This window comes from uncultured Caulobacter sp., from assembly GCF_937900395.1.
Classification (GTDB): Bacteria; Pseudomonadota; Alphaproteobacteria; order Caulobacterales; family Caulobacteraceae; genus Caulobacter.
Genome location: NZ_CALCDX010000179.1, coordinates 1 through 23,213, shown reverse-complemented (window position 1 = coordinate 23,213; position 23,213 = coordinate 1). Strand labels below are relative to the sequence as shown.

Here is a 23,213-nt window from a genome sequence, read left to right as displayed (position 1 = left end):
GCGATGTCTGGCGCCGGCGTGAATCGTGACCGGCGGCCGCTTACGAGGGAGGACGTCGAATGGCGCAAGACCTGATCCTGGCTCTGGACCAGGGCACGACCAGCACGCGCGCCATTCTGTTCGACCACGAAGGGCGGGCTTTGGCCGAGGCCTCGCGACCGCTCCGTCAGGATTATCCGCACGACGGCTGGGTCGAGCACGACGCCGAGGAAATCTACGCCGCCTGCGTGGCCGTGATGCGCGAGGCCGCCGAGGCCTCGGGACGGGCGGCGGACATCGCCGCGATCGGCGTCACCAATCAGCGCGAGACGGTCGTGGTCTGGGACCGCCACACGGGCCGTCCGATCCATCCGGCGATCGTCTGGCAGGACCGACGCACCGCCGACGTGTGCGCCAAACTGAAGGCCGAAGGGCGCGAGCCGCGGGTGGCCGAGGTCACTGGGTTGCTGCTCGATCCTTACTTTTCGGCCACCAAGATCGCCTGGCTGCTGGACCACGTCCCTGGCGCGCGAGCTCGGGCCGAGGCGGGCGAGCTGCTGTGCGGCACCATGGATTGCTGGGTGATCTGGCGGCTGACCGGCGGAAGGGTCCACGCCACCGACGCCACCAACGCCTCGCGCACCCTGTTGTTCGACATCGCCGCTCAGGATTGGTCGGCCGAGATGCTCGAGCTGTTCAACGTGCCGGAGAGGCTGCTGCCCAGAGTGCTGGACTGCGTCGACGACTACGGCGTCCTTGAGCACGACGTCCTGGAGCGACCGATCCCGATCCGCGGCGTGGCTGGCGACCAGCAGGCGGCGCTGATGGGGCAGGGGTGCGTCTCGCCTGGTCAGATGAAGGCGACCTACGGCACCGGCTGCTTCATGCTGATCAACACCGGCGAGGAGAAGTGCGTGTCGCGCTCGCGGCTGCTGACCACGGTGGCGGCGCGGGTGAACGGCAAGACGACCTATGCGCTGGAGGGCTCGATCTTCGTCGCTGGGGCGGCGATCCAGTGGCTGGGCGAGGGCCTCGGCGTCACTGGCGGGCCGCGCGGCGCCGAGGCCCTGGCGCGCGCCGCCAAGAGCGATCACGGCGTCGTGGTCGTGCCGGCTTTTACGGGCCTCGGCGCGCCCTGGTGGGACGCCGGCGCGCGCGGCGCGATCTTCGGCCTGACGCGCGACGCCGGCCTGCCGGAGATCGCCGCGGCGACCTATGACGCCTGCGCCTTGCAGAGCCGCGACCTGATCGAGGCGATGCGCGCCGACGCGCCGAGCGCGTTCGGCGAAGCGGCGCAGCTGCGCATCGACGGCGGCATGTCCAGGAGCGCGTGGTTCTCGCAGCGCCTGGCCGACCTGACGGGCGTCTCGGTGCGCCGGTCGAGCTACCAGGAGACGACGGCGCTGGGCGCGGCCCTGTTCGCCGCGGTTGGGGCGGGCCTCTACGCCAGTGTCGAGGAAGCGGCCGAGGTCAGCCCCGCCGCCGAGACGCTCAAGCCCGTGCTGAAGGAGCATGAACGCGAGGCGGCCTATGCGCGTTGGCTGGACGCCGTGCCACGCGTTCGGTCCTGACGTTTCGCCGTTGCCGTGACATCGCTGTCATGGTCTCTAGGCGGCGAAACAAGAAGCGGAGACCGCCACCATGACGACCCGACGCGCCATGCTCGCCGCCGGAGCCGCCCTGATCGCCGGAGGACGATCGATGACCGCAGACGCCGCTGCGCGGGCTTTCCCTCGGATCGGCCAGATACGCCGACTATCGCCGGAGCTGGATTCGATCATCGCGCCGGACGCCGTGATCGAGCAGTTGGCCGACGGGATCACCTGGGCGGAGGGGCCCGTCTGGATTCCCGACGGCCGTTATCTGCTGTTCTCCGACGTCCCCGGCAACGTCATGTACCGGTGGAGCGAGAAGGACGGGAAGACCGTCTTCCTGCAGCCTTCAGGCTATGCCGGCCCGCCGACCAAGGTCTTCCGGGAGCCAGGGACCAACGGCATGACCCTGTCGCTGACCGGCGAGCTGCTGGTCTGCGATCACGGCAACCGCGCCGTCTCCAAGGTCGATCTGAAGACCAAGGCCAAGACGGTGTTGGCCGACCGCTTCCAGGGCAAGCGGCTCAACAGCCCAAACGACCTGATCGTCGCGCGGCTGGGCGACCTGAAAGGTTCGATCTATTTCACCGATCCGCCTTACGGCCTTGAGGGCCTGGACGCCTCGCCGGTCAAGGAGCTGCCGTTCAACGGCGTCTATCTGCGCAGGCCGAACGGCGAGGTGGCGCTGGTCGATGACAAGCTGACCTTCCCGAACGGGGTGGCTCTGTCGCCAGACGAGAAGCGTCTGTACGTCGCCGTGTCCGATCCCAAGGGGCCGGTCATCATGGCCTACGACCTTGGTCGCGATGGACTGCCGCTGTCGCGAAAGGTCTTCTTCGACGCGAGCGAGCTGCAGAAGGCGGGCGGCCCTGGCCTGCCCGACGGGATGCGGGTGGACGCCCACGGGCGGCTGTTCGCGACCGGCCCGGGCGGGGTCCTGATCCTGACACCGGAGGCCAAGCTTCTCGGCGTGATCGAGACCGGCTTCCCGACCGCCAACTGCACGTTCGGCGAGGACGGCCACACGCTGTTCCTGACGTCCAATCACGTCCTGGCGCGGGTTCGCACCCTGACGTCGGGCCTCACGGGAGCGAAGCGATGAGCACGATCAGCAAGCGAGCCTTTGTCGCTTCGGGCCTGGCGCTGGCCGCCGCGGCCGGTCCTCTGGACGCCCTGGCCCGCCAGTCCGACCGTAAGCTCGGCTACGCGATCCTGGGTCTGGGCTACTACGCCACCAAGATCATCATGCCGCGCTTCGCCGAGTGCGAGCACTCCAAGCTTGTCGCTCTGGTCAGCGGCACGCCCGAGAAGCTCAAGACGTTCGGCGAGCAGTACGGCATCCCCGAGAGCCACCGCTACAGCTACGAGACCTTCGACAAGATCGTCGACAATCCGGACGTCGACATCGTCTACGTCATCACCCCCAACAGCCTGCACCGCACCTTCACCGAGCGCGCGGCCAAGGCCGGCAAGCACGTCATGTGCGAGAAGCCGATGGCGACGTCGTCTGCCGACTGCGAGGCGATGATCGCCGCCTGCAAGAAGGCCGGGCGCAAGCTGATGATCGGCTATCGCAGCCGCTTCCAGGCGCACAATATCGAGGCCATCAAGCTGATCCGCGACGGGGCGGTTGGCCCGGTGCGGCACATCTCGACCGACCATGGCTTCACGATCGGCGATCCGACCCAGTGGCGGCTGAAAAAGGCGCTTTCGGGCGGCGGCAGCCTGATGGACATCGGCATCTACAGCCTGAACGCCGCCCGCTACCTGACGGGGGAGGAGCCGATCGCGATCAACGCCATCGAGTCCACGGACCGCTCGAACCCGCGGTTCAAGGAGGTGGAAGACATCATCAACTTCCAGCTCCTGTTCCCGTCGGGCGCGACGGCTCAGTGCGGCTCGGCCTACACCGCCAATTTCAACCGCTATCGAGTCAGCGGACCGAAGGGTTTCATCGAGCTCGATCCGGCCACCCCCTACCAGGGCCAGACGATGCGGACCGCGCTGGGCGGCCCGCCCACGCTGCGCGAGCCGGCCCCGCAGCCCAAGAACCAGTTCTCGGCCCAGCTGGACCACCTGTCCGAATGCATCCTGACCAACCGCGAGCCGATCGTCGGGGGCGAGGAGGGGCTGAAGGACGTTCGCATTATCGAGGCCATCTACCGCGCCGCCCGCGAGGGCCGCACGGTGAAGCTGTGAAGGGGCTGGTCCTGGCGGCGGCGCTGCTGGCGCCAGGCGCGGCCTTGGCCCAGCAGCAGATCCCGCTGTGGGCCAACGGCGCGCCGGGCTTCGAGAGCCGCAAGGACATGCCGGAGGTTCCAGGCGACTACTGGCTGAGGAGCATCAACAACCCTTCGGTCACCGTCTACCTGCCGCCCAAGGAGATCGCTACGGGTGCGGCCCTGGTCGTGCTGCCGGGCGGCGGTCACAAGATCCTGGTCATTCGCTCCGAAGGCACGGACGTCGCCAAGGTGTTGAACCCCGCGGGCGTGGCCGTCTTCATTATCAAGTATCGGCTGTTCCGCGAGGAGGGCTCTCCTTACTCCATCGAGAACGCGCGCCAGGACGCGGTGCGCGGCGTGCGCTGGGTGCGCGCCCACGCCGCCGACTACGGGATCGATCCCAAGCGGATCGGGCTGATGGGCTTCTCGGCTGGCGGCGAGACGGCGAACCTCGAGATTTACCAGGGCGCCAAGGCGACCGATCCGAAGGTCGACGCGATCGATCAGGTCAGCGCTCGGCCCGACTTCCAGGTGCTGGTCTATCCGGGGCCGCTGGGCGTGCCGGACAAGGTGCCAGCCGACACCCCTCCGGCCTTCATGGTCGCGGCCAATGACGACGAATGCTGCTCAGCGCCGCTTGTCGATCTGCTGCCCAAGTTCCGCGCCGCCAAGGTTCCAGTCGAGCTGCACCTTTTCCAGGCCGGCGGCCACGCCTTCAACATGGGCCTACGCAAGGAGCAGGCCTCGTTCAAGCACTGGCCGAACCTGCTGGTCGACTGGCTGAACGACAATGGGTGGATGAAACCGCGCCAGAGCCTGCCTGAAGCGCGCTAGGCGGCTTCGTCCAGGTAGGCCTTCACCCGCGCGAACAGCTCCTCGAACATCGGCGTCGTCAGGCGGCCCGTGTTCGTGTTGAGCCGTGAGCAGTGATAGCTGTTGAAGATCCGATACGGGCCCGCCTGGAACTCCGAGCCATGGCCTGGAACGCCGGCGGATGCTTTTAGGCCAAGCGCCTTCAGCACGTTCCGGCGCGAGACGTCGCCCAGGGTGACGATCGCCTTCAGGTTCGGGAACATCTCCAGCCGCGTCGTCAGGAACGGGCGACAGTTGTTCTCTTCCGAGGTCTCGGGCTTGTTGCCGGGCGGGGCGCAGCGGACGGCGTTGGTCACGGCGCTGCCGACCAGCTTCAGCGAGTCATCGGGTCGCGCTTCGAACTTGCCGGTGGCGAAGCCGAACTTGATCAGGGTGTCATAGAGCAGGGTCCCGGCGTAGTCGCCGGTGAACGGACGGCCGGTGCGGTTGGCGCCTTTCCGGCCGGGCGCAAGACCCACGACCAGCAGTCGTGCGTCCTTGTCGCCGAACGACGGGGCGGGGCCGTTGAACCAGTCGGGATAAAGCTCCTGGTTCTCGCGACGATAGGCGACGAGGCGGGGGCAGAGCGGGCAGTCGCGCGGCGGCTCGGCGGGGTTCGGCACGACCTCGCCAACGATGTTGGAGGGCTGGGGCATCTCAGTATTCGTCCTCGGCTTCACGCTCGGCCGGGGTGCGGTTGTCCGACATCTGGCGTGTCTGGACGCGCTGGGGACGGCCGATGATGTTTCCAAGATCGGCCAGGTCCACGAAGTTGTCGGCCTGGCGACGCAGGTCATCGCTGGTCATTGGCGGCTGGCTCTTCATCGTCGAGACGACGGTGACGCGGCGGCCCTTGCGCTGAACGGCTTCGACCAGGGCGCGGAAGTCGCCGTCGCCGGAGAACAGCACCAGGTGGTCGGCGGTCTCGGCCATCTGCAGCATGTCGACGGCGATCTCTATGTCCATGTCGCCGCGCCAGCGCTTGCGGCCCTGGGCGTCGATGAACTCGCGGGCCGGCTTCGTGACAAGGGTGAAGCCGTTGTAGTCCAGCCAGTCCACCAGCGGTCGGATCGGCGAATAGTCGTCATTCTCGGCGATGGCGGTGTAGTAATAGGCCCGGATCAGGACGCCGCGCTTTCTGAACTCGTCCAGCAGCTTGCGGTAGTCGATGTCGAAGCCCAGCGCCTTGGCGGCGGAATAGAGATTGGCCCCGTCGATGAACAGGGCGATGCGGTCGGTCGGATAGAAGGTCACGGGAAATCCTTGAAAAATCAGGTCGCTGAAAATGACTTGGACGAGGCCGTGATCGTGGCGCTCGGCTGCAATCTGCCGGGAGCCTATACGAGTCGCGAGGCCTTGTTGGAAGCCGCCGTGGCCGCTTTGCCATCGGAGGGCTTGGAGGTGATCGCCCGATCCGGCTGGTGGCGTTCGGCCGCCTGGCCCGACCCCGATGGGCCCGAGTACCTGAACGGCGTGGCGCTCGTGCGAACGGCCTTGCCGCCCGCCGAAGCGCTGGCGGCGCTGCATCGGATCGAGGCGCGCTTTGGCCGGGCGAGGGGAGAGGCCAACGCCGCCCGCACCCTGGACCTTGATCTGGTGGCGCATGGTCGAACCGTTCTGGACGGCGATCTGATCGTGCCCCACCCCAGGGCGCATGATCGGCTGTTCGTCATGGGGCCGTTGGCCGAGCTGGCGCCGGCCTGGGTCCATCCGATCCTCGCGCAGACGGCTTCGGCCTTGGCGGACAAGGCTTCAGTCGGCCGAGACGCGCGGCCAGAAGGCGCTTCGGGCGAGCAGACTAGGTCTGGACATTGACCGGCGAAGCGGGCATAAGCGCCCGCTCGCGAAAGCTGATGATCGTGCGCGGCGTTGCGTGTCGCCGTACGGAAGCCTATTTTGCGATAGATAACCGCAGCCCGAGGAACTCATGGCCCGCGTCACCGTCGAAGATTGCGTCGAGAAGGTTCCGAACCGCTTCGCGCTCGTCCTGCTGTCGGCGCACCGCGCTCGCGGCATCTCGGCCGGCGCGGCCCTGATGGTCGACCGCGACAACGACAAGAACCCGGTCGTGGCCCTGCGCGAAATCGCCGACGACGTGATCGATCACGAGGGGCTCAAGGAGCACCTGATCACCACGCTGCAGCGCGTCGACGAGCACACCGAAGCCGAGGAAGAGGCCGAGACCCTGGCCCTGCTGGCTGATCCGAGCCACATGCAGATGAGCGAGCTGGAACTGGTCCGCGCCCTGCAAAGCGACCGCGACGGCGGCCAGGAGGAGCGGTACTGAGCCCCGAAGGCGCAGACCCTCTGACCCTGGAAGCGGTCGATAGCACCGCTTCATCCCAACGCGCGCCCGATACCGAATCGGGCGCGTCGTCGTCTCCGGCCCCCGCCGAGCCGACTCCCGCGCCGGCCGCTCCAGCCAAGCCGCGCCCCAAGTTCCTTCGCCAATATGAGCTGATCGAGCGGGTCCACGCCTACGACCCGACGGCCAATGAGGCGCTGCTGAACCGCGCCTATGTGTATGCGATGCGCATGCACGGCTCGCAGACCCGGGCCAGCGGCGACCCCTACTACGCCCACCCGATCGAGGTGGCGGGCATCCTCACCGAGTACCGGCTCGACACCGCGACCATCGTCACGGCGCTGCTGCACGACGTGATCGAGGACACACCGGTCACCAAGGAGGAGATCGCCCAGCTGTTCGGCGAGGAGATCGCCGAGCTAGTCGAAGGCGTCACCAAGCTCTCCAAGCTGGAACTCCAGGCCGAGCACACGCGCCAGGCGGAAAACCTGCGCAAGTTCATCCTGGCGATCTCCAAGGACGTGCGCGTCCTGCTGGTCAAGCTGGCCGACCGTCTGCACAACATGCGGACGCTGCATTTCATCAAGAACCAGGCCAAGCGCGAGCGCATCGCCCGCGAGACGCGCGACATCTACGCGCCGCTGGCCCGCAACATCGGCTGTCACCGCATCTGCGTGGAGCTGGAGGAGCTGTCCTTCCAGCACACCAATCCCGTCGCGCGAGACGCCATCCTGCGCCGCCTGGACGCGCTCCGCGAAGAGCAGGGCGGTGCGGTGGCTCTGGTCAGCCAGGAAATCGCGGCTCGGCTGGAGTCGGCCAACCTGCCGTCGCGCGTCTTCGGCCGCGAGAAGTCGCCCTATTCGATCTGGCGGAAGCTGCAGCGCAAGTCGATCGGCTTCTCCCAGATGTCGGACATCTACGCCTTCCGCGTGATCGTCGACAGCGAGGAGGACTGCTACCGGGCGCTGGGCGTCGTGCACCGGGCCTGGTCCAGCGTGCCCGACCGGTTCAAGGACTACATCTCGACGCCGAAGCGGAACAACTACCGCTCGCTGCACACCACCGTGGTCGGCCCGCGCGGCATGCGCATCGAGATGCAGATCCGCACCGAGGCCATGGACCGTGTCAACGAAGAGGGCGTCGCCGCCCACTTCCGCTACAAGGACGCCTCTTACGGTCTCGACCTGGAAGGCATGGAGGCCGCCGGCGGTCGCGACCCGCTGGCCAACCTGCGCCAGCTGGTCCAGGTGCTGGAGCACGGCGGCGACAGCGAGGAACTGGTCGAGCACGCCAAGCTCGAAATGTTCCTCGACCAGGTGTTCGTCTTTACGCCTAAGGGCAAGCTGGTCAGCCTGCCGCGCGGGGCCATGCCGCTAGACTTCGCCTACGCGGTCCACACCAGCGTCGGCGACACCTGCATCGGCGTGAAGATCAACGGCGAGCTGAAGCCGCTGCGCACGCCCCTGGTCAATGGCGACGTGGTCGAGGTGGTGCGGGGCTCCAAGCCGGTGGTGCCGCCAGACTGGCGTTCGCTGACGGTCACGGGCCGGGCTAGGTCCGCCATTCGGCGCCATATCCGCCAGACCGAGAAGGAAGAGTTCCTGCGTCTGGGCCGGGCCTCGCTGGAGCAGGTCTTCGAGCGCGCCGGCAAGAAGCTGAAGGACGTGTCGCTGCGGCCGATCCTGGAACGCTTTGCTCTGGAGGGCGACGAGGCTCTGTTCGACGCCGTCGGACGCGGCCGGGTTTCTCCCAGCCAGGTGCTGGAAACGGCCTATCCGGGCATGAAGGACTCCGAGCGTGAGGCCGCCACGGCCCGCCGGAAGATTGAGGGCGGCCAGGAGGCCGCGCGGCTCTATGTGCGCGGCGGGGGGCTGACGCCGGGGGTCTCGCTGCACTTCGCCCACTGCTGCAGTCCCGTGCCCGGCGACCGCATCGTCGGCATCCTGCGCGAGGACGGAGAAGGTCTGGACGTCCACACGATCGACTGCCCGCGCCTGGCCGAATATGAGGATCGCGAGGAGCTGTGGCGCGACCTGAACTGGACGCCGGAGGCCGAGCGCTCGACGATCTCGATGACGCGCCTGCATGCGACGATCCAGAATGCGCCGGGCGTGCTGGGCCAGGTCTGCACGATCATCGGTGAGGCTGGCGGCAACATCGTCAATCTGCGCATGCACCACCGTCAGAGCGACTTCTTCGACACCGACATCGACGTCGAGGTCCGCGACGCCAAGCACCTGACCAATATCCAGGCCGCGCTGCGGGCCTGCCCGTCGGTCGAGACGGTGGATCGGACGCGCGGCTAGGCTTTCCGCAAAGCCGCCACGGCGTCGAGAGCGCCCGCCGTCATCGGCGAGGGCAGGGCGTCGAGCGAAAACCAGCCCCATTCGTGGAGGGCGTGGGCCTCCTGGATCGACGGCTCGCCTTCCCAGCTCGCGACGGCATAGGTGATGGCCACCCAGTGGTAGTCCGGCGCGACCATGTCGGTGACCGCCAGGACCTTGCCGGCCTTAAGGGTGATCCCGAGCTCTTCGTAGGTCTCGCGCTCGGCGCAGACGTGGGCGGCCTCGCCCCAGTCGAGCTTGCCTCCCGGCACGCCCCAATGGTCGGCCTCCGGATTCTTGACGCGCTTGACCAGCAGCAGGCGGCCCTGGTCGTCGAGGATGGCGGCGCCGCAGCCGACGCGCGGGCGTTGGATATCTTCGGTCATGCAGGCGGTAGAGCCTCAAACCGCATCGCTCCGCAAGCCAGCGTTTGTAGACTCGGCCGGCTGGGCTATATCGACGGCCCATGACCAACGACGACGTCCTCGACGAATTCCGCGCCGCCGGCGCCCTGCGCGAAGGCCACTTCGTGCTGTCCAGCGGCCTGCACAGCCCCGTCTTCCTGCAGAAGAACCTGGTGTTCATGCGGCCCGAGCGCTGCGAGCGCCTCTGCAAGGCCCTGGCCCAGAAGATCATCGCCACCGTCGGCCAGGTCGACGTCGCCGTCTCGCCGGCCGTTGGCGGCATCATCCCCGGTTACGAGACCGCGCGGCACCTGAACGTGCCGTCGATCTATGTCGAGCGCGAGGGCGGCAGCTTCAAGTTCCGCCGCGGCTTCCACATCGAGCCCGGCCAGAAGGTCGTGATGGTCGAGGACATCGTTACGACGGGCCTGTCGTCGCGCGAATGCATCCAGGCGATCAAGGACGCCGGCGGCGACATCGTGGCCGCCGCCTGCATCGTCGACCGCTCGGGCGGCAAGGCCGATGTCGGCGTGCCGCTGGTCGCCCTGGCCAGCCTGGAAGTCCCGGCCTATCCGGCCGACGCCCTCCCGCCGGAGCTGGCCGCGATCCCGATCGAGGATCCCGGCAGCCGCCGGCTGAAGGGCTGATCCAGCCTATTTCGCCTGGGCCGGCGGCGTCAGCTGCTTGACCGGCCAGGCAATTCCCAGCTGCTCGAGATACGTCCCGTACTTGTCGGGGTCGTAGTAGTACTTCTTCATCTCGGGTCGGAAGCGCGCCATGGTCTCGGCGTTCATCTGCACCTGCGGCTTGTCGCTCGCCGAGAGCATCGGCACGTACTTCTGCGTCTTGGTCTGGACGTCGGTGAAGTAGGTCTTCGCCTCGGCCAGCAGCTTGGGCTGGGTCAGGAGATCCAGCGTCGTCATCGCCACCACCTTCGAGCCGGCGACCACCCCCTTGTGAGCGATCGGCGTCGCCATCGAGATGGCGTTGGCCCAGTGGTGGCCGGGCAGGTCGGGAATATTGGACGGGTAGTTGATGGTGATCGTGGGCATGATCCACGAGATGTCGCCGATGTCGTCCGAGCCGCCGCTCTCCGGCTTCTCTTCCGGCGCCTTCAGGCCCTTCAGCTTGACGTCGAGGCCTTCCTTCTTGGTCGAGCCGACATTGGTCTGCACCGCCTTGGCGAAGGCCTGCTCGTCCGGTGTCCATTTGGGCAGACCGACGACCTCGATGTTCTTTTGAGCCGCCTCCGCCATCGGGCGGTTGAAGTAGCGGGGCGCGGCCGTGCCGACCACGGCATAGTCGACCTTGGTGTCAGTCATGTCGGCCGCCGCCTTGGCGATCTTGTTGCCGATCTCCCAGTTCTTCTTGATCGCGTCGAAGCTCTGTTCACGGAAATAGTACCAGACGGTCGCTTCCGACGGCACGACGTTGGGCTGGTCGCCGCCGTCGGTGATCACATAGTGCGAGCGTTGTTCTGGCTTGAGGTGCTCGCGGCGCATGTTCCAGCCCATGTCCATGAGCTCGACAGCGTCCAGCGCGCTGCGGCCGCGCCAGGGCGCGCCGGCCGAGTGGGCGGACTCTCCGTGGAAGCTGTACTTGACCGAGACGAGGCCCGTTCCGGTGGACGGCCCCCAGCTGGTCTGCAGGTTCGAGCCCACATGGGTGAAGATCGTGGCGTCCACGCCTTTGAAGGCGCCGTCGCGGACCATGTAGGCCTTGCCGGCCACCAGTTCCTCGGCCACGCCCGGCCACAACACGAGCGTGCCGGCGATGTCGTGTTTGATCATCGCGTCCTTGACGGCGAGGGCGGCCACGACGTTCAGCGCCTGGCCCGAGTTGTGACCCTCGCCGTGTCCCGGCGCGCCGGGGATGATCGGGTCGTGCCAAGGGACGCCGGGCTTCTGAGACGCCTTGGGGATGCAGTCGAGATCGCTGCCCAGCGCGATGGTCGGTCCGCCCTGGCCGTGGGTCCAGGTGGCGGTCCAGGCGGTCGGGATGCCCGAGACGCCGCGCTGGATGGTGAAGCCGTTCTCCTCCAGCACCTTGGTGATGTAGGCCGAGGTCTCGACCTCCTGGAAGCCCAGCTCGCCGAACGAGAAGATCTTGTCGTTCATGACCTGGGCCAGCTTGGCGCGGCTCTCGACGCCAGCTACCGCCTCAGTCTTCAGGGCTTTCAACTTGCCGGCCGAGATGTCCGCAGCGGTCGCGCCGCCCGCCAAGGCGAGCGCCAGAGCGCCCGCCGTCGCGGCGAGCCAAGTCTTGTTCAAGGTCATGGTCGTGTCCCCCGGAAGTCAAACTCGGGGACCATCCCGCGCCAGTTTCGCTTTGTCCATTCGGGGTATTGGCGCCGGCGAACGAAATTCCCACCTGCACAGGCGAGCGGCTGGGCCTATACGGTTGAGCGCGCGGACCTATCGAGTCCGACCTCGGCCGAAGGACGGGAAGACGGATGAGCTTGCGACTGGGCGTCAACATCGATCACGTGGCCACGATCCGCAATGCGCGGGGGTCCTGGTATCCCGAGCCCGTGCGCGCGGCCGAGCTGGCGCTGGCCGCGGGCGCCGACGGCATCACCGCCCACCTGCGTGAAGACCGGCGCCACATCAGCGACGCGGACATCGCCGTGCTGACCGACCTCTGCCACAAGCGCGGCAAGCCGCTGAACTTCGAGATGGCGGTCACCGACGAGATGGTCGGCATCGCGCTGGGCGCCAAGCCGCACGCGGCTTGCCTGGTGCCCGAGCGCCGCGAGGAGGTCACCACCGAGGGTGGTCTCGACGTGGTGAAGGGCCAAAACCGCATCGCCGACGCCACCGTGCGTCTTCGCACCGTTGGCGCCAGGGTCTCTCTGTTCATCGAAGCCGATCCCGAGCAGATCCGCGCCTCGGTCGCTGCCGGCGCCCAGGTAGTGGAACTGCATACCGGCGCCTATTGCGACGCCGCGCGCGCCGGTGAGTCCGAGCGCGCCGAGGCCATCCTTCAGCGTCTGAAGGCTGGGGCCGCCTTGGCCTCCGACTTGGGCCTCGAAGTCCACGCTGGTCACGGCATCGACTACGCCACGGTCAAGCCGATCGCCGCCATCCCACAGATCGCCGAGCTGAACATCGGTCACTTCCTGATCGGCGAGGCGATCTTCGTGGGGCTGCCCCAAGCCATCCAGCGGATGCGGGCGCTTATGGACGCCGCGCGGGTGGAGATGGCGGCGTGATCGTCGGGATCGGTTCGGATCTCTGCGACATCCGCCGGATCGAGAAGTCCCTCGAGCGCTTCGGCGACCGCTTCACCAACAAGGTCTTCACCGAGATCGAGCGCAAGCGGTCCGAGCGCAAGCCCGACCGCGCGTCCAGCTACGCCAAGCGCTTTGCCGCGAAGGAGGCCTGTTCGAAGGCGCTGGGCACAGGCCTGAAGCGTGGCGTGCATCTGGCGGGCATGGGCGTCGTCAACCTGCCGTCGGGCAAGCCGACCATGGCCCTGACCGGCGGCGCTCTGGAGCGCTTGAGGGAAATGACCCCGCCTGGGATGGAGGCGGTGATCCACCTATCGCTGACCGACGACCATCCTTACGCCCAGGCCTTCGTGATCATCGAAGCGCTGCCGGCGGGGCAGACGGTCCAACCTTCGCCTTAAAGCCCCGCTACGCGCCCGCTCTTGCCCGTGGCCGCAAGCCCGTCTAGCAAGGCCACATCCGGTTTCCCGGACCGTCCTTTTCGAAGAGCTCAGCGACCGCATGACCGACGTCGACACGCCACCGCCCGGAGAGAAGGGCGCCGTCGCCGAGTTCATCGAGATCATCAAGACCGTCGCCTATGCGCTGGGCATCGCCCTGGTGCTGCGGGTCCTGCTGTTTCAGCCGTTCACGATCCCGTCGGCCTCGATGGAGCCCAACCTCTATCAGGGCGACTACATTATCGTGTCGAAGTTCAGCTACGGCTGGAGCCGCCACTCGATCCCGTTCAGCCCGCCGATCATCCAGGGTCGAATCTTCAATCACGCGCCCAAGCGCGGCGACATCATCGTTTTCAAGCTGCCGCGCGATAATCGCACCGATTACATCAAGCGTCTGATCGGCCTGCCGGGCGACAAGATCCAGATCCGCGGCGGCGCGGTCTTCATCAACGGCAAGGAACTGCCCCGCAAGCCGCTGCCGCCGGCCCTGGTCGACACCGGCTATGGCTTCACCCAGCAGGTTCAGCGCTTCGAGGAAACCAATCCCGAAGGCCGCCAGTATAAGACCCAGGACTTCGGCCCCGACAGCCGCGGCGACAACACTGGCGTCTATACGGTGCCGGCCGGCTGCTACTTCTTCATGGGCGACAACCGCGACAACTCGGCCGACAGCCGTTTCGATCCGGGCGTCTCGCCGTTCAAGACCAGCGCCTGCAAATGGGACTACGAGCTGGACCAGTACATCGGCGACGAGGTCGGAGTCGGCTTCGTGCCGGAAGAGAACCTGGTTGGCCGCGCCCAGATCATCCTGCTGTCGTGGAACGCCGAAGCCAGCCTGTTCAAGCCCTGGACCTGGTTCCTGGACGCGCGTCCCAGCCGCTTCTTCCACGTGCTGAAGTGATCAAGAGGGTCTCCATTGGCCATGGATAGACGGGCCGCCGCCGTCGGCGACCTGGAGCGCCGGATCGGCCATCAGTTCGAAGACCGGGAACTGCTTGAGCGCGCCCTGACCCACGCCAGCGTCGGTGACGGGGCCAAGAAGGTCCGCGACAACGAGGTCCTGGAGTTCATCGGCGACCGCGTGCTGGGTCTTCTGGCCGCCGAGGCGCTGGCCCAGCGGTTCCCGAAGGCCAAGGAGGGCGAGCTCGCCCCGCGCCTCAACGCCCTGGTCAGCCGCGAGACCTGCGCCCGCGTGGCCCGGGCGGCCGAGCTCGGTCCCGCGCTCCGGCTGTCGGCCTCCTCCAGCAAGATCGGCGGACGGGAAACCGAGTCCATCCTCGCCGGCGCCACCGAAGCCTTGATGGCGGCGCTCTATCAGGACGGCGGTCTCGATGCGGCGCGGGGAGTGTTCTTGAGCCTCTGGGCCGACGAGTTCGAGCGGGCGGGCGAGGGGCGTCCACGCGATCCCAAGACCGCGCTGCAGGAATGGGCGCAGGGCAAGGGACGGCCGCTGCCGACCTACCGGGTGCTGGACCGGACGGGCCCTGACCACGCGCCGATCTTTACGGTCGAGGTCATGGTCGCTGGTGTCGATCCGGCCATCGCCAAGGGCAAGTCGCGCCAGGAAGCCGAAAAGGCCGCCGCGAAAGCCCTGCTGGAGCGCGAGCGGGCCGACTAGGCCCTAAAAGGCTACGAACATGCCGATGACGGCGGCGGCCATCACGATGGTCGCCAGCCAGCCAAAGACCTTCTGAGCGGGTGTTGCGACGAAGTCGCCCATCTGGGCCTTGCGGCTCGCCACGACCATCATCGCGGCCATGATCGGCACCGAGATAACGCCATTGATCACCGCGCTCCAGAACAGCGCCTTGATCGGGTCAAGACCCGAATAGTCGACGACAAGACCGGTCACGACCGCGACGGCGATGACCGCATAGAAGGCCTTGGCCTCGGTCGGCTTGTGCTCAAGCCCGCATTTCCAGCCGCGCAGCTCGCCCAGCGCATAGCCGACCGAGCCGGCCAGGACCGGTACGGCGAGCAGGCCGGTGCCGACAATGCCCGCCGCGAAGAGGAAGAAGGCCAGCTCGCCGGCCACGGGGCGCAAGGCTTCGGCCGCCTGGGCCGAGGTCTGGATGTCGGTGACTCCGTGGGCGTGCAGGGTCACGGCCGTGGTCAGGATGATGAAGAAGGCGATCAGGTTCGACACGCCCATGCCCACCAGGGTGTCCCAGCGGATGCGTTCCAGCTCATCTAGAGCATCCGTCGGATCCTCGATCAACGGCGCCTCGCCCTTGGCCTGCTCGTCCTCGACCTCTTCCGAGCTTTGCCAGAAGAAGAGGTATGGGCTGATCGTGGTGCCGAACACGGCCACGACCACGACGATCCAACCGCTCTTGGGCAGTTGCGGCCAGGCCGTATGCAGCGCCACCTGCGCCCAGTCGATCTTCACGGTGAAGACCACGGCGACGTAGGCGAATAGCGCCATGGTCAGCCACTTCAGCAGCTTCACATAGCGGTGGTAGGGCACGAAGATCTGCAAGCCCAGGCTGACGATCGCAAAGCCGATGGTCAGGGCGTGCTCGTTCCAGCCCGTCACCAGACGCGCCGCCGCGCCCATCGCCGCCAAGTCAGCGCCGATGTTGATCGCGTTGCCGATGAACAGCAGGGCGACGAGGCTCATCACCAGCCAACCTGGGAAGACCCTCGCCAGGTTCGTCGAGAGGCCATGTCCGGTGACGCGACCGATCCGAGCGCTGATGGACTGGATGGCGACCATCAGCGGATAGGTGAGCACCACCGTCCACAGCATGTTCAGGCCGAACTGCGCGCCGGCTTGGGAATAGGTGGCGATACCGCTGGGATCGTCGTCGGCCGCGCCGGTGATCAGGCCAGGACCAAGCGTACGCAGGACCTTGGGCGTCGGCAGGGCCGAGTCTGTCGAGCTCATGCGGTTTCCCGAATCCGTCGCGCCGAGTTGTTGGGAAGACCAATGCCCAGCTTAGCGGCGATCGCAAGGCAGGCGGGGCGGGATTTTCCGATCCAACGATGCTACACGCACGCTCAATGACTGAAACCACCTCCAAAACCCGCGCTGGCTTCGCCGCCATCATCGGCGCGCCGAACGCCGGCAAGTCCACCCTGGTCAACCGCATGGTCGGGGCCAAGGTCTCGATCGTGACCCAGAAGGTCCAGACCACGCGCTTCCCCGTGCGCGGCGTCGCCATCGCCGGCGACACCCAGATCGTCCTCGTCGACACCCCCGGCATCTTCAGCCCGCGCCGCCGCCTGGACCGCGCCATGGTGCGCGCCGCCTGGGCCGGCTCGGAAGAAGCCGAAGCCACCGTCCACCTCGTCGACGTGCAGGCCGAACTGGCCGCCCGCGCCGACAAGGCCACGCCCGGCGAATACCGCTCGGCCCAGGACGTCCAGACCATCATCGAGGGCCTGAAGGCCGCCGATCGCAAGGTGATCCTGGCGCTCAACAAGATCGACGGCGTCAAGCGCGACACTCTGCTGGCGGTCGCCAAGGACTTCTTCGACACCGGCGTCTACACCGACGTCTTCATGATCAGCGCCGCGACGGGCGCGGGCGTCGACGACCTGACCGCCAAGCTCGTGACCATGATGCCGGAAGGGCCGTGGCTCTATCCAGAGGACCAGACCGCCGACCTGCCGGCCCGCCTGCTGGCGGCCGAGATCACGCGCGAGAAGGTCTATCTCCGCGTCCACGAGGAATTGCCCTACGCCGCCACGGTCGAGACGACCGCCTTCGAGGAGCGCAAGGACGGCAGCGTCCGCATCGAGCAGACCATCCTGGTCGAGCGCGACGGCCAGCGGGTCATCGTGATCGGCAAGGGCGGCCAGACCCTGAAGTGGATCGGGCAGGCCGCGCGCGAGGAGCTCTGCGAGATCCTGGACCGCAAGGTGCACCTGTTCCTGCACGTGAAGGTCAAGGAGAACTGGGCCGAGGAGCGGGGCCTGTTCAGCGACATCGGACTGGACTTCGATGTTTGACGCTCCCGCGCAGCTGTCCGTCGACCTGGACGCCTACCTCAAGCGCATCGGCTACGACGGTCCGCGCGAGGCGACCCTTGCGGTGCTGCGCGCATTGACGCTCAAGCACCCTGACGCGATCCCGTTCGAGAACCTCGACGTGCTGCTGGGGCGCGGGATCAGCATCGCTCCGGCCGATATCGACGCCAAGCTGATCGGCGCAGAGCGGGGCGGCTACTGCTATGAGCAGAACGGACTGTTGAAGCGTGTCCTGACGGCGTTGGGCTTCCAGGTCGAGGGCCTGATGGCCCGCGTCCAGTGGCTGGTTCCCGAAGGTGCGCCGCCGCGCCCGCGCTCGCACATGGTGCTGGGAGTCCAGCTCGAGGGCGAAACCTGGCTAGTCGACAACGGCTTCGGCGGCTGTGTGCTGACCGGGCCTTTGAAGCTGTTCTCGGACGAGGTCCAGGACACGCCACACGGTCCGTTCCGGATCGTCGATGTCGAGCTGGGCGGCGTCGCCGAGCGACAGGTGCAGGCCAATCTCTCGGGCAAGTGGGCGCCGCTGTATCAGGTGGCCAAGGGCGCCTGGGCCGACATCGACTACGAGCAAGCTAACTATTTCACCTACACGCACCCCAGCTCGCACTTCACCTGGAGCATGACGGTCGGGCGCACGACGCCGACCGCGCGCTACGCCCTGAAGAACAACCGCTTCACCCATCGCGACGTGGCCGGCGCGGTGGTCGAGCAGCGCGATCTTTCGGTCGACGAGCTGGAAGCGACGCTGCGCGACGTGATCGGCCTGCCGGTCGCGCCTGACTGGCGTCCGGTGCTGGAGAAGGTCGTGGCCTGGGGGACGCCGTCCTAGATGGAATGGGAGGACGAAGCCTACGTCCTGTCCGCTCGGGCGCATGGCGAAACGGGCGCGATCGTCGAACTCCTGACGCAGGATCGCGGCAAGTTCGCCGCTCACGTCGCCGGCGCCGCCTCTCGGCGGATGAAGCCGTTCCTGCAGCCCGGGGCGCGGGTCATCGCCCGCTATCGGGCTCGCGTCTCCGATCAGCTAGGTTCAGCTAGCCTGGAGCCGATGGGCGAGGGGCCTTCGTCGTTGTTCGACGATCGGCTGGCCCTGGCAGGACTCTCCGCCGCCGCCGCCGTCGCCGCGGCCGCCCTGCCTGAGCGCGAAGCTCATCCCGGCGCCTTCCACGCGTTGGAAGCTCTGATCCGCGTGCTGGAGATCCCCGAGATCTGGCCCGCCGTCTATGTGCGCTACGAAGCCGGGCTGCTGCAGGAGCTGGGCTTTGGCCTGGACCTTTCCAGGTGCGCGGCGACCGGCGTCTTCGACGATCTCGTCTATGTCAGTCCGCGCACGGGCCGCGCGGTGAGCCGCGAGGCCGGGCGGCCCTATCACGACAAGCTCCTGCCGTTGCCCCCGTTCATGCTGTCCTCGCAAGGCGGTTTGGCCGAAGGCGATGTGAAGGCCGGTCTCGACATCACCGGCCACTTCCTGGAGCAGTTCGTGTTCGGCCCCCTGAACCGGCCGCTGCCGCCGGCGCGGCTCTGGCTGCTGGACCGTCTGGCCGAGGCGGGCAGGCTTTAAGAACCGTCACACAGCGACGCTATCGCGAAACTCTCGTTTCTGGAGTTTCGCCATGTCTGTTCTCGACCGCTACGCCCTCAGCCGCCGTCGCCTACTGACCGTGTTCGGCGGCGCGGCCGTCACGGCCCTTTCGATCCCGCTGGAGAGCGGCAAGGCGCTGGCTCAGCCCATGTTCCGGACCTATCCGTTCCAGCTGGGCGTCGCGTCCGGCGACCCGGCGCCGGACGGCTTCGTGATCTGGACGCGCCTGGCGCCAGAGCCCTTCGAGATCGGCTACGGCATGCCGATGGCGCCGGTGGCGGTCGATTGGGAAGTCGCCGATGCGCCCAACATGCGCAACATCATCGCCAAGGGCGCGACGATCGCGCCGCCCGAACTGGGCCACTCAGTGCATGTCGAGGTCGCCGGCCTGCAGCCGAACCGCGACTACTGGTACCGCTTCACCGTCGGCAAGGAGCGCAGCCTGGTCGGCCGCGCCCGCACGACGCCGGCCCTGGGCGCGATGTTGGACCGTGTCCGCTTCGCCGTTTCAGGCTGCCAGCACTACGAGAGCGGCTACTACACGGCTTATCGCCGCCTCGCCGAGGATAATCCCGACTTCGTCTTCTGCTATGGCGACTACATCTACGAAGGGCGTGGCAACCGCGTCTCGAACGGCTGGAACGGTCCGACCGAGAACGTCCGCCAGCACTTCGGCTCGGAGATCTACACGCTCGACGACTACCGCCGCCGCTACGCCCAGTACAAGATGGATGCGGAACTTCAGGCCGCCCACGCCGCCGCGCCCTGGTTCGTGGTCTGGGACGACCACGAGACCGACAACAACTGGGTCGGCGAGCTCGATCAGGACGGCACGGATCCGAAAGTGTTCAACCTGCGCCGCCAAGCGGCGGTCCAGGCCTATTACGAGAACATGCCGCTGCGCGCGTCGAGCTTCCCCACCGGGACGGCGCTGCAGATCTACCGGCGCGCCGCGTACGGGCAGCTCTTGAACCTCAATCTGCTGGACACCCGTCAGTTCCGCACCGACCAGCCCTGCAACGACAAGCAGAGCTGGTGCGATGCGATCACCGCGCCGAAGGCCGAGGTCGTGGGAGCGGCTCAGGAGAAATGGCTGATGGACGGCCTGACCGGAGGCAAGGCGACCTGGAACGTCATCGCCCAGCAGGTGATGATGATGGACCTCGACCGCGATCCGGGTCCTGGCGTGATCGTCAACCCGGACTCCTGGGCCGGCTATCGCATCCCGCGCGGCCGACTGCTCAGCAAGATCCGCGAGGCCAAGGTCGGTAACGTCGTCGTCCTGACCGGCGACGAGCACCAGAACTTCGCCGGCGACCTCTTTGTCGATGGGACCAAGCGCGAGGCCGCGCCGATCGCCTCGGAATTCGTGGTCACCTCGATCAGCTCGGGCGGCGACGGCAACGACCAGCGCGACGAGTTCGCCAAGATCCAGGCCGCCAACCCGATGCTGAAGTTCAACAACAACCAGCGCGGCTATGCGATCTGCGAAGCGACCCCGAAGGCCTTCGTCACCGAGTTCAAGGTGCTGGACGCGGTCAGCCGGCGCGACGGGAAGCTCTCCACCCGGGCGAAATGGGCCCTGGAGGCCGGAAAAGCGGGGATCGTTCAGGCCTAGCGGACCTAACCTGTCGAATCGTCGAGGGGATTTCGCTAGACTCCTTCCCCGGAGTAACGAATCCCCTCGATGAACAAGCCTGTCCTTCCTCCCCCCGGCGGCCCCGGCGACGGCGACCGCATTCTCGACGAGCCGCTGACCGAAGCGCTGTCGCGCCGCTATCTGGCCTATGCGCTCTCGACCATCGGCTCGCGGGCGCTGCCCGACGTGCGCGACGGCCTTAAGCCCGTACATCGTCGCGTGCTTTACGCGATGAGCAACATGCGCCTGAACCCGGACGCCGCGGCCCGCAAGTGCGCCAAGGTGGTCGGCGAGGTGATGGGTAACTTCCATCCGCACGGCGACCAGTCGATCTACGATGCCCTGGTGCGCCTGGCCCAGGACTTCGCCCAGCGCATCCCGCTGGTCGAAGGGCAGGGGAACTTCGGCAATATCGACGGCGATAACGCCGCGGCCATGCGTTACACCGAATGCAAGATGACGGAGGCGGCGACGCTTCTGCTGGACGGCATCGACGAGGACGCGGTCGATTTCCGGCCGACCTATGACGGCCAGGACGAAGAGCCGGTGGTTCTGCCGTCGGGCTTCCCGAACCTCTTGGCCAATGGCTCTTCGGGCATCGCGGTCGGCATGGCCACCTCGATCCCGCCGCACAACGCCGCCGAGCTGATCGACGCCTGCCAACTGCTGCTGGCCAATCCCGACGCCACGACCGAAGAGCTGTTGGAGAAGGTCCCGGGTCCCGACTTCCCGACCGGCGGCGTCATCGTCGAGCCGCGCGCCAGCCTGCTCGAGACCTATGAGACCGGCCGCGGCGGCGTGCGCATCCGCGCCAAGTGGGAGAAGGAAGACACCGGTCGCGGCACGTACCAGATCGTCGTCACCGAGATTCCGTACCAGGTGAAGAAGTCGGACCTGGTCGAGCAGCTGGCCGACCTGATCGACAGCAAGAAGGCCGCCCTGCTGGGCGACGTCCGCGACGAGAGCGCCGAGGACATCCGTCTGGTCCTTGAGCCCAAATCCAAGAACGTCGAGCCCGAAGTGTTGATGGAGAGCCTGTTCAAGCTCTCGGCGCTGGAGAGCCGCTTTCCGGTCAATATCAACGTGCTGGACGCGCGCGGTACGCCGGGCGTGATGGGCATCAAGCAGGCCTTGATGGCCTTCCTGGCTCACCGTCGCGAGGTGCTGACCCGCCGGGCCCGCCATCGCCTGGCCAAGATCGAAGCCCGCCTGCACATCCTGGACGGCCTGCTGATCGCCTACCTGAACCTCGACGAGGTCATTCGGATCGTCCGCTACGAGGACAAGCCGAAGGAAAAGCTGATCGAGACCTTCGCGCTGTCGGACATTCAGGCCGACGCCATTCTCAACACCCGCCTGCGCCAACTGGCCAAGCTGGAGGAGATGGAAATCCGTCGCGAGCATGCCGAGCTGGTTGAGGAACGCGACGGCATCCTGGCCATGCTGGCCAGCGAGGCCAAGCAGTGGAAGCTGGTCGGCGTTGGCCTCTCGGAAGTCCGGGCGACGCTGCTGAAGATCAATCATCCGCTGGACAAGCCTCGCCCGACGGGCGTGAAGGGCCGTTCGATCTTCGCCGATGCTCCGGTTGTCGACGCCGACGCCGCCATCGAGGCGATGATCGTCCGCGAGCCGATCACGATCATCCTGTCGGAGCGCGGGTGGATCCGCGCCGCCAAGGGCAAGGTCGAAGATCCGTCCGAGCTGAAGTTCAAGGAAGGCGACAAGCTGGGCTTCTTGGTCCCGGCCGAGACCACCGACAAGCTGCTGATCTTCTCCAGCGATGGCCGTTTCTTCACCCTTGGCTGCGATAAGCTTCCGAGCGCCCGAGGACATGGCGAGCCGGTGCGGATGATGATCGAGCTGGACGACAAGGTGAAGATCGTCGACGTCTTCCCGTTCAAGGCAGGGCGCAAGCGCATTCTGGCCTCGAAGCTGGGTTACGGCTTCCTGATGCCCGAGGAAGAAGCGCTCGCTAACCGCAAGGCCGGCAAGCAGGTCCTGACCGTCGACGCCGCCGGCGCGGCCTTCTGCATGGAGGCCGTGGGCGATCAGCTGGCGGTCATCGGCGACAACGGCAAGATCCTAATCTTCCCGATGGAGGAGCTGCCGGAGATGCCGCGCGGCAAGGGCGTCAAGCTGCAGTCCTACCGTGAGGGCGGCCTGCGCGATGGCCTGTCGTTTAACGCCGAGACCGGCGCCTACTGGATCGACACCGCCGGCCGCCGCCGCGATTGGGCGGAATGGAAGGAATGGGTCGGTCGTCGGGCGGGCGCCGGCAAGCTGGCGCCCAAGGGCTTCGCCACCAACAAGCGGTTCAAGCCGAAATGATCGGGAGGGGGGTGCGTCGCCTTGCGCTGGGCTTCTTGGCCGGCGTCTTCGGCTGCGCGGCCCTCGCCGCGGCCCCGGCGCTCGCCCTGCAACGAGCCAAGCCGGAGGAGGCCGGCTTCAACGCCGAGCGTCTGAAGCGACTGGACGAGCACATGCAGGCGATGGTCGATCATGGCCAGATCGCCGGCGGCGTCACCCTGCTGGCCCGCCACGGCCGCATCGTCCACGCCAAGGCCTTCGGCGCGCGCGAGCTGAGCGGCGAGCCCATGCCGATGGACGCCATCTTCCGCATCCGTTCGGAGACCAAGCCGGTCACCGGCGTGGCGATGATGATCCTGTACGAAC

At 67.1% G+C, this 23,213-nt stretch carries 23 protein-coding genes; 18 read left to right on the top strand and 5 right to left on the bottom strand.

What is annotated here, in order from left to right:
* Positions 1-59: 59 nt before the first annotated feature.
* The 4 genes from glpK to Q0379_RS15705 all read left to right on the top strand — a co-directional run bounded on the left by glpK (position 60) and on the right by Q0379_RS15705 (position 4,627).
* On the top strand, positions 60-1,550 hold the full coding sequence (gene glpK, locus Q0379_RS15720) for a glycerol kinase GlpK (RefSeq protein ID WP_299010780.1): 1,491 nt from the start codon (positions 60-62) through the stop codon (positions 1,548-1,550).
* A 70-nt stretch (positions 1,551-1,620) separates the two neighbouring features.
* Entirely contained in the window at positions 1,621-2,673 is a 1,053-nt protein-coding gene (locus Q0379_RS15715; protein ID WP_299010777.1) for an SMP-30/gluconolactonase/LRE family protein, read from the top strand.
* Positions 2,571-3,770 carry a Gfo/Idh/MocA family oxidoreductase gene (locus tag Q0379_RS15710; RefSeq protein WP_299010810.1) on the top strand — a complete coding sequence of 400 codons (1,200 nt, stop codon included), beginning with the start codon at positions 2,571-2,573 and terminating at the stop codon, positions 3,768-3,770. The genes Q0379_RS15715 and Q0379_RS15710 overlap by 103 nt, the downstream gene beginning before the upstream one ends.
* On the top strand, positions 3,767-4,627 hold the full coding sequence (locus Q0379_RS15705) for an alpha/beta hydrolase (RefSeq protein ID WP_299010774.1): 861 nt from the start codon (positions 3,767-3,769) through the stop codon (positions 4,625-4,627). The genes Q0379_RS15710 and Q0379_RS15705 overlap by 4 nt, the downstream gene beginning before the upstream one ends.
* Here the strand turns inward: Q0379_RS15705 and Q0379_RS15700 are convergent.
* A complete protein-coding gene (locus Q0379_RS15700) occupies positions 4,624-5,301 on the bottom strand; it encodes a uracil-DNA glycosylase (protein ID WP_299010772.1) in 678 nt (225 codons plus the stop codon). The two genes, Q0379_RS15705 and Q0379_RS15700, sit on opposite strands and share 4 nt — an antisense overlap.
* Before the next feature lies 1 nt (position 5,302).
* Positions 5,303-5,899: an NYN domain-containing protein gene (locus Q0379_RS15695; protein WP_299010769.1), complete on the bottom strand. Its 597-nt coding sequence runs from the start codon at positions 5,897-5,899 to the stop codon at positions 5,303-5,305.
* Positions 5,900-5,947: 48 nt separating this feature from the next.
* Between Q0379_RS15695 and folK the strand changes: the two genes are divergently transcribed.
* The 3 genes from folK to Q0379_RS15680 all read left to right on the top strand — a co-directional run bounded on the left by folK (position 5,948) and on the right by Q0379_RS15680 (position 9,256).
* Positions 5,948-6,460: a 2-amino-4-hydroxy-6-hydroxymethyldihydropteridine diphosphokinase gene (gene folK / locus Q0379_RS15690; protein ID WP_299010808.1), complete on the top strand. Its 513-nt coding sequence runs from the start codon at positions 5,948-5,950 to the stop codon at positions 6,458-6,460.
* A 112-nt stretch (positions 6,461-6,572) separates the two neighbouring features.
* Positions 6,573-6,932: a DNA-directed RNA polymerase subunit omega gene (gene rpoZ / locus Q0379_RS15685; RefSeq protein WP_004619634.1), complete on the top strand. Its 360-nt coding sequence runs from the start codon at positions 6,573-6,575 to the stop codon at positions 6,930-6,932.
* A 170-nt stretch (positions 6,933-7,102) separates the two neighbouring features.
* Positions 7,103-9,256, top strand: coding sequence for a bifunctional (p)ppGpp synthetase/guanosine-3',5'-bis(diphosphate) 3'-pyrophosphohydrolase (locus Q0379_RS15680; protein WP_299010806.1), 2,154 nt, complete (start codon positions 7,103-7,105; stop codon positions 9,254-9,256).
* Here Q0379_RS15680 and Q0379_RS15675 read toward each other — a convergent pair.
* Complete coding sequence (locus Q0379_RS15675) at positions 9,253-9,660, bottom strand: NUDIX domain-containing protein (protein WP_299010764.1); 408 nt, start codon at positions 9,658-9,660, stop codon at positions 9,253-9,255. The two genes, Q0379_RS15680 and Q0379_RS15675, sit on opposite strands and share 4 nt — an antisense overlap.
* Before the next feature lie 80 nt (positions 9,661-9,740).
* Here Q0379_RS15675 and pyrE point away from each other — a divergent pair, with 80 nt between their 5' ends.
* The gene (gene pyrE, locus Q0379_RS15670; RefSeq protein WP_299010762.1) at positions 9,741-10,325 is read left to right on the top strand and encodes an orotate phosphoribosyltransferase; all 585 of its coding nucleotides are present in this window, start codon (positions 9,741-9,743) and stop codon (positions 10,323-10,325) included.
* 6 nt (positions 10,326-10,331) lie between these two features.
* Here the strand turns inward: pyrE and Q0379_RS15665 are convergent, their stop codons facing one another.
* Entirely contained in the window at positions 10,332-11,954 is a 1,623-nt protein-coding gene (locus tag Q0379_RS15665) for a M20 family metallopeptidase (protein ID WP_299010759.1), read from the bottom strand.
* Positions 11,955-12,130: 176 nt separating this feature from the next.
* Between Q0379_RS15665 and Q0379_RS15660 the strand changes: the two genes are divergently transcribed.
* The 4 genes from Q0379_RS15660 to rnc all read left to right on the top strand — a co-directional run bounded on the left by Q0379_RS15660 (position 12,131) and on the right by rnc (position 14,965).
* Entirely contained in the window at positions 12,131-12,889 is a 759-nt protein-coding gene (locus tag Q0379_RS15660) for a pyridoxine 5'-phosphate synthase (protein WP_299010756.1), read from the top strand.
* Positions 12,886-13,308 carry a holo-ACP synthase gene (acpS, locus tag Q0379_RS15655; protein WP_299010753.1) on the top strand — a complete coding sequence of 141 codons (423 nt, stop codon included), beginning with the start codon at positions 12,886-12,888 and terminating at the stop codon, positions 13,306-13,308. The genes Q0379_RS15660 and acpS overlap by 4 nt, the downstream gene beginning before the upstream one ends.
* A 100-nt stretch (positions 13,309-13,408) precedes the next feature.
* On the top strand, positions 13,409-14,248 hold the full coding sequence (gene lepB, locus Q0379_RS15650) for a signal peptidase I (RefSeq protein WP_066680950.1): 840 nt from the start codon (positions 13,409-13,411) through the stop codon (positions 14,246-14,248).
* Between the two features lie 21 nt (positions 14,249-14,269).
* Positions 14,270-14,965 carry a ribonuclease III gene (rnc, locus tag Q0379_RS15645; protein ID WP_299010746.1) on the top strand — a complete coding sequence of 232 codons (696 nt, stop codon included), beginning with the start codon at positions 14,270-14,272 and terminating at the stop codon, positions 14,963-14,965.
* A gap of 3 nt (positions 14,966-14,968) precedes the next feature.
* On the opposite strand, the gene Q0379_RS15640 is transcribed toward rnc, so the two are convergent.
* Positions 14,969-16,234, bottom strand: a complete 1,266-nt coding sequence (locus Q0379_RS15640; RefSeq protein WP_299010744.1) for an Nramp family divalent metal transporter — start codon at positions 16,232-16,234, stop codon at positions 14,969-14,971.
* A gap of 116 nt (positions 16,235-16,350) precedes the next feature.
* On the opposite strand from Q0379_RS15640, the gene era reads away from it, so the two are divergent.
* The 6 genes from era to Q0379_RS15610 form a co-directional block, all read left to right on the top strand.
* Positions 16,351-17,301 carry a GTPase Era gene (gene era / locus Q0379_RS15635; protein WP_066680952.1) on the top strand — a complete coding sequence of 317 codons (951 nt, stop codon included), beginning with the start codon at positions 16,351-16,353 and terminating at the stop codon, positions 17,299-17,301.
* The gene (locus Q0379_RS15630; protein WP_299010743.1) at positions 17,294-18,148 is read left to right on the top strand and encodes an arylamine N-acetyltransferase; all 855 of its coding nucleotides are present in this window, start codon (positions 17,294-17,296) and stop codon (positions 18,146-18,148) included. Before era ends, Q0379_RS15630 begins: the two co-directional genes overlap by 8 nt.
* Complete coding sequence (gene recO / locus Q0379_RS15625; protein WP_299010742.1) at positions 18,149-18,880, top strand: DNA repair protein RecO; 732 nt, start codon at positions 18,149-18,151, stop codon at positions 18,878-18,880. It abuts the gene before it with no gap.
* 52 nt (positions 18,881-18,932) lie between these two features.
* Positions 18,933-20,519: an alkaline phosphatase D family protein gene (locus Q0379_RS15620; RefSeq protein WP_299010740.1), complete on the top strand. Its 1,587-nt coding sequence runs from the start codon at positions 18,933-18,935 to the stop codon at positions 20,517-20,519.
* Positions 20,520-20,588: 69 nt separating this feature from the next.
* Complete coding sequence (parC, locus tag Q0379_RS15615) at positions 20,589-22,868, top strand: DNA topoisomerase IV subunit A (RefSeq protein ID WP_299010737.1); 2,280 nt, start codon at positions 20,589-20,591, stop codon at positions 22,866-22,868.
* Positions 22,865-23,213, top strand: a 349-nt coding sequence (locus Q0379_RS15610) for a serine hydrolase domain-containing protein (protein ID WP_299010734.1), incomplete at its 3' end; no start/stop codon positions are given. The genes parC and Q0379_RS15610, both read left to right, overlap by 4 nt.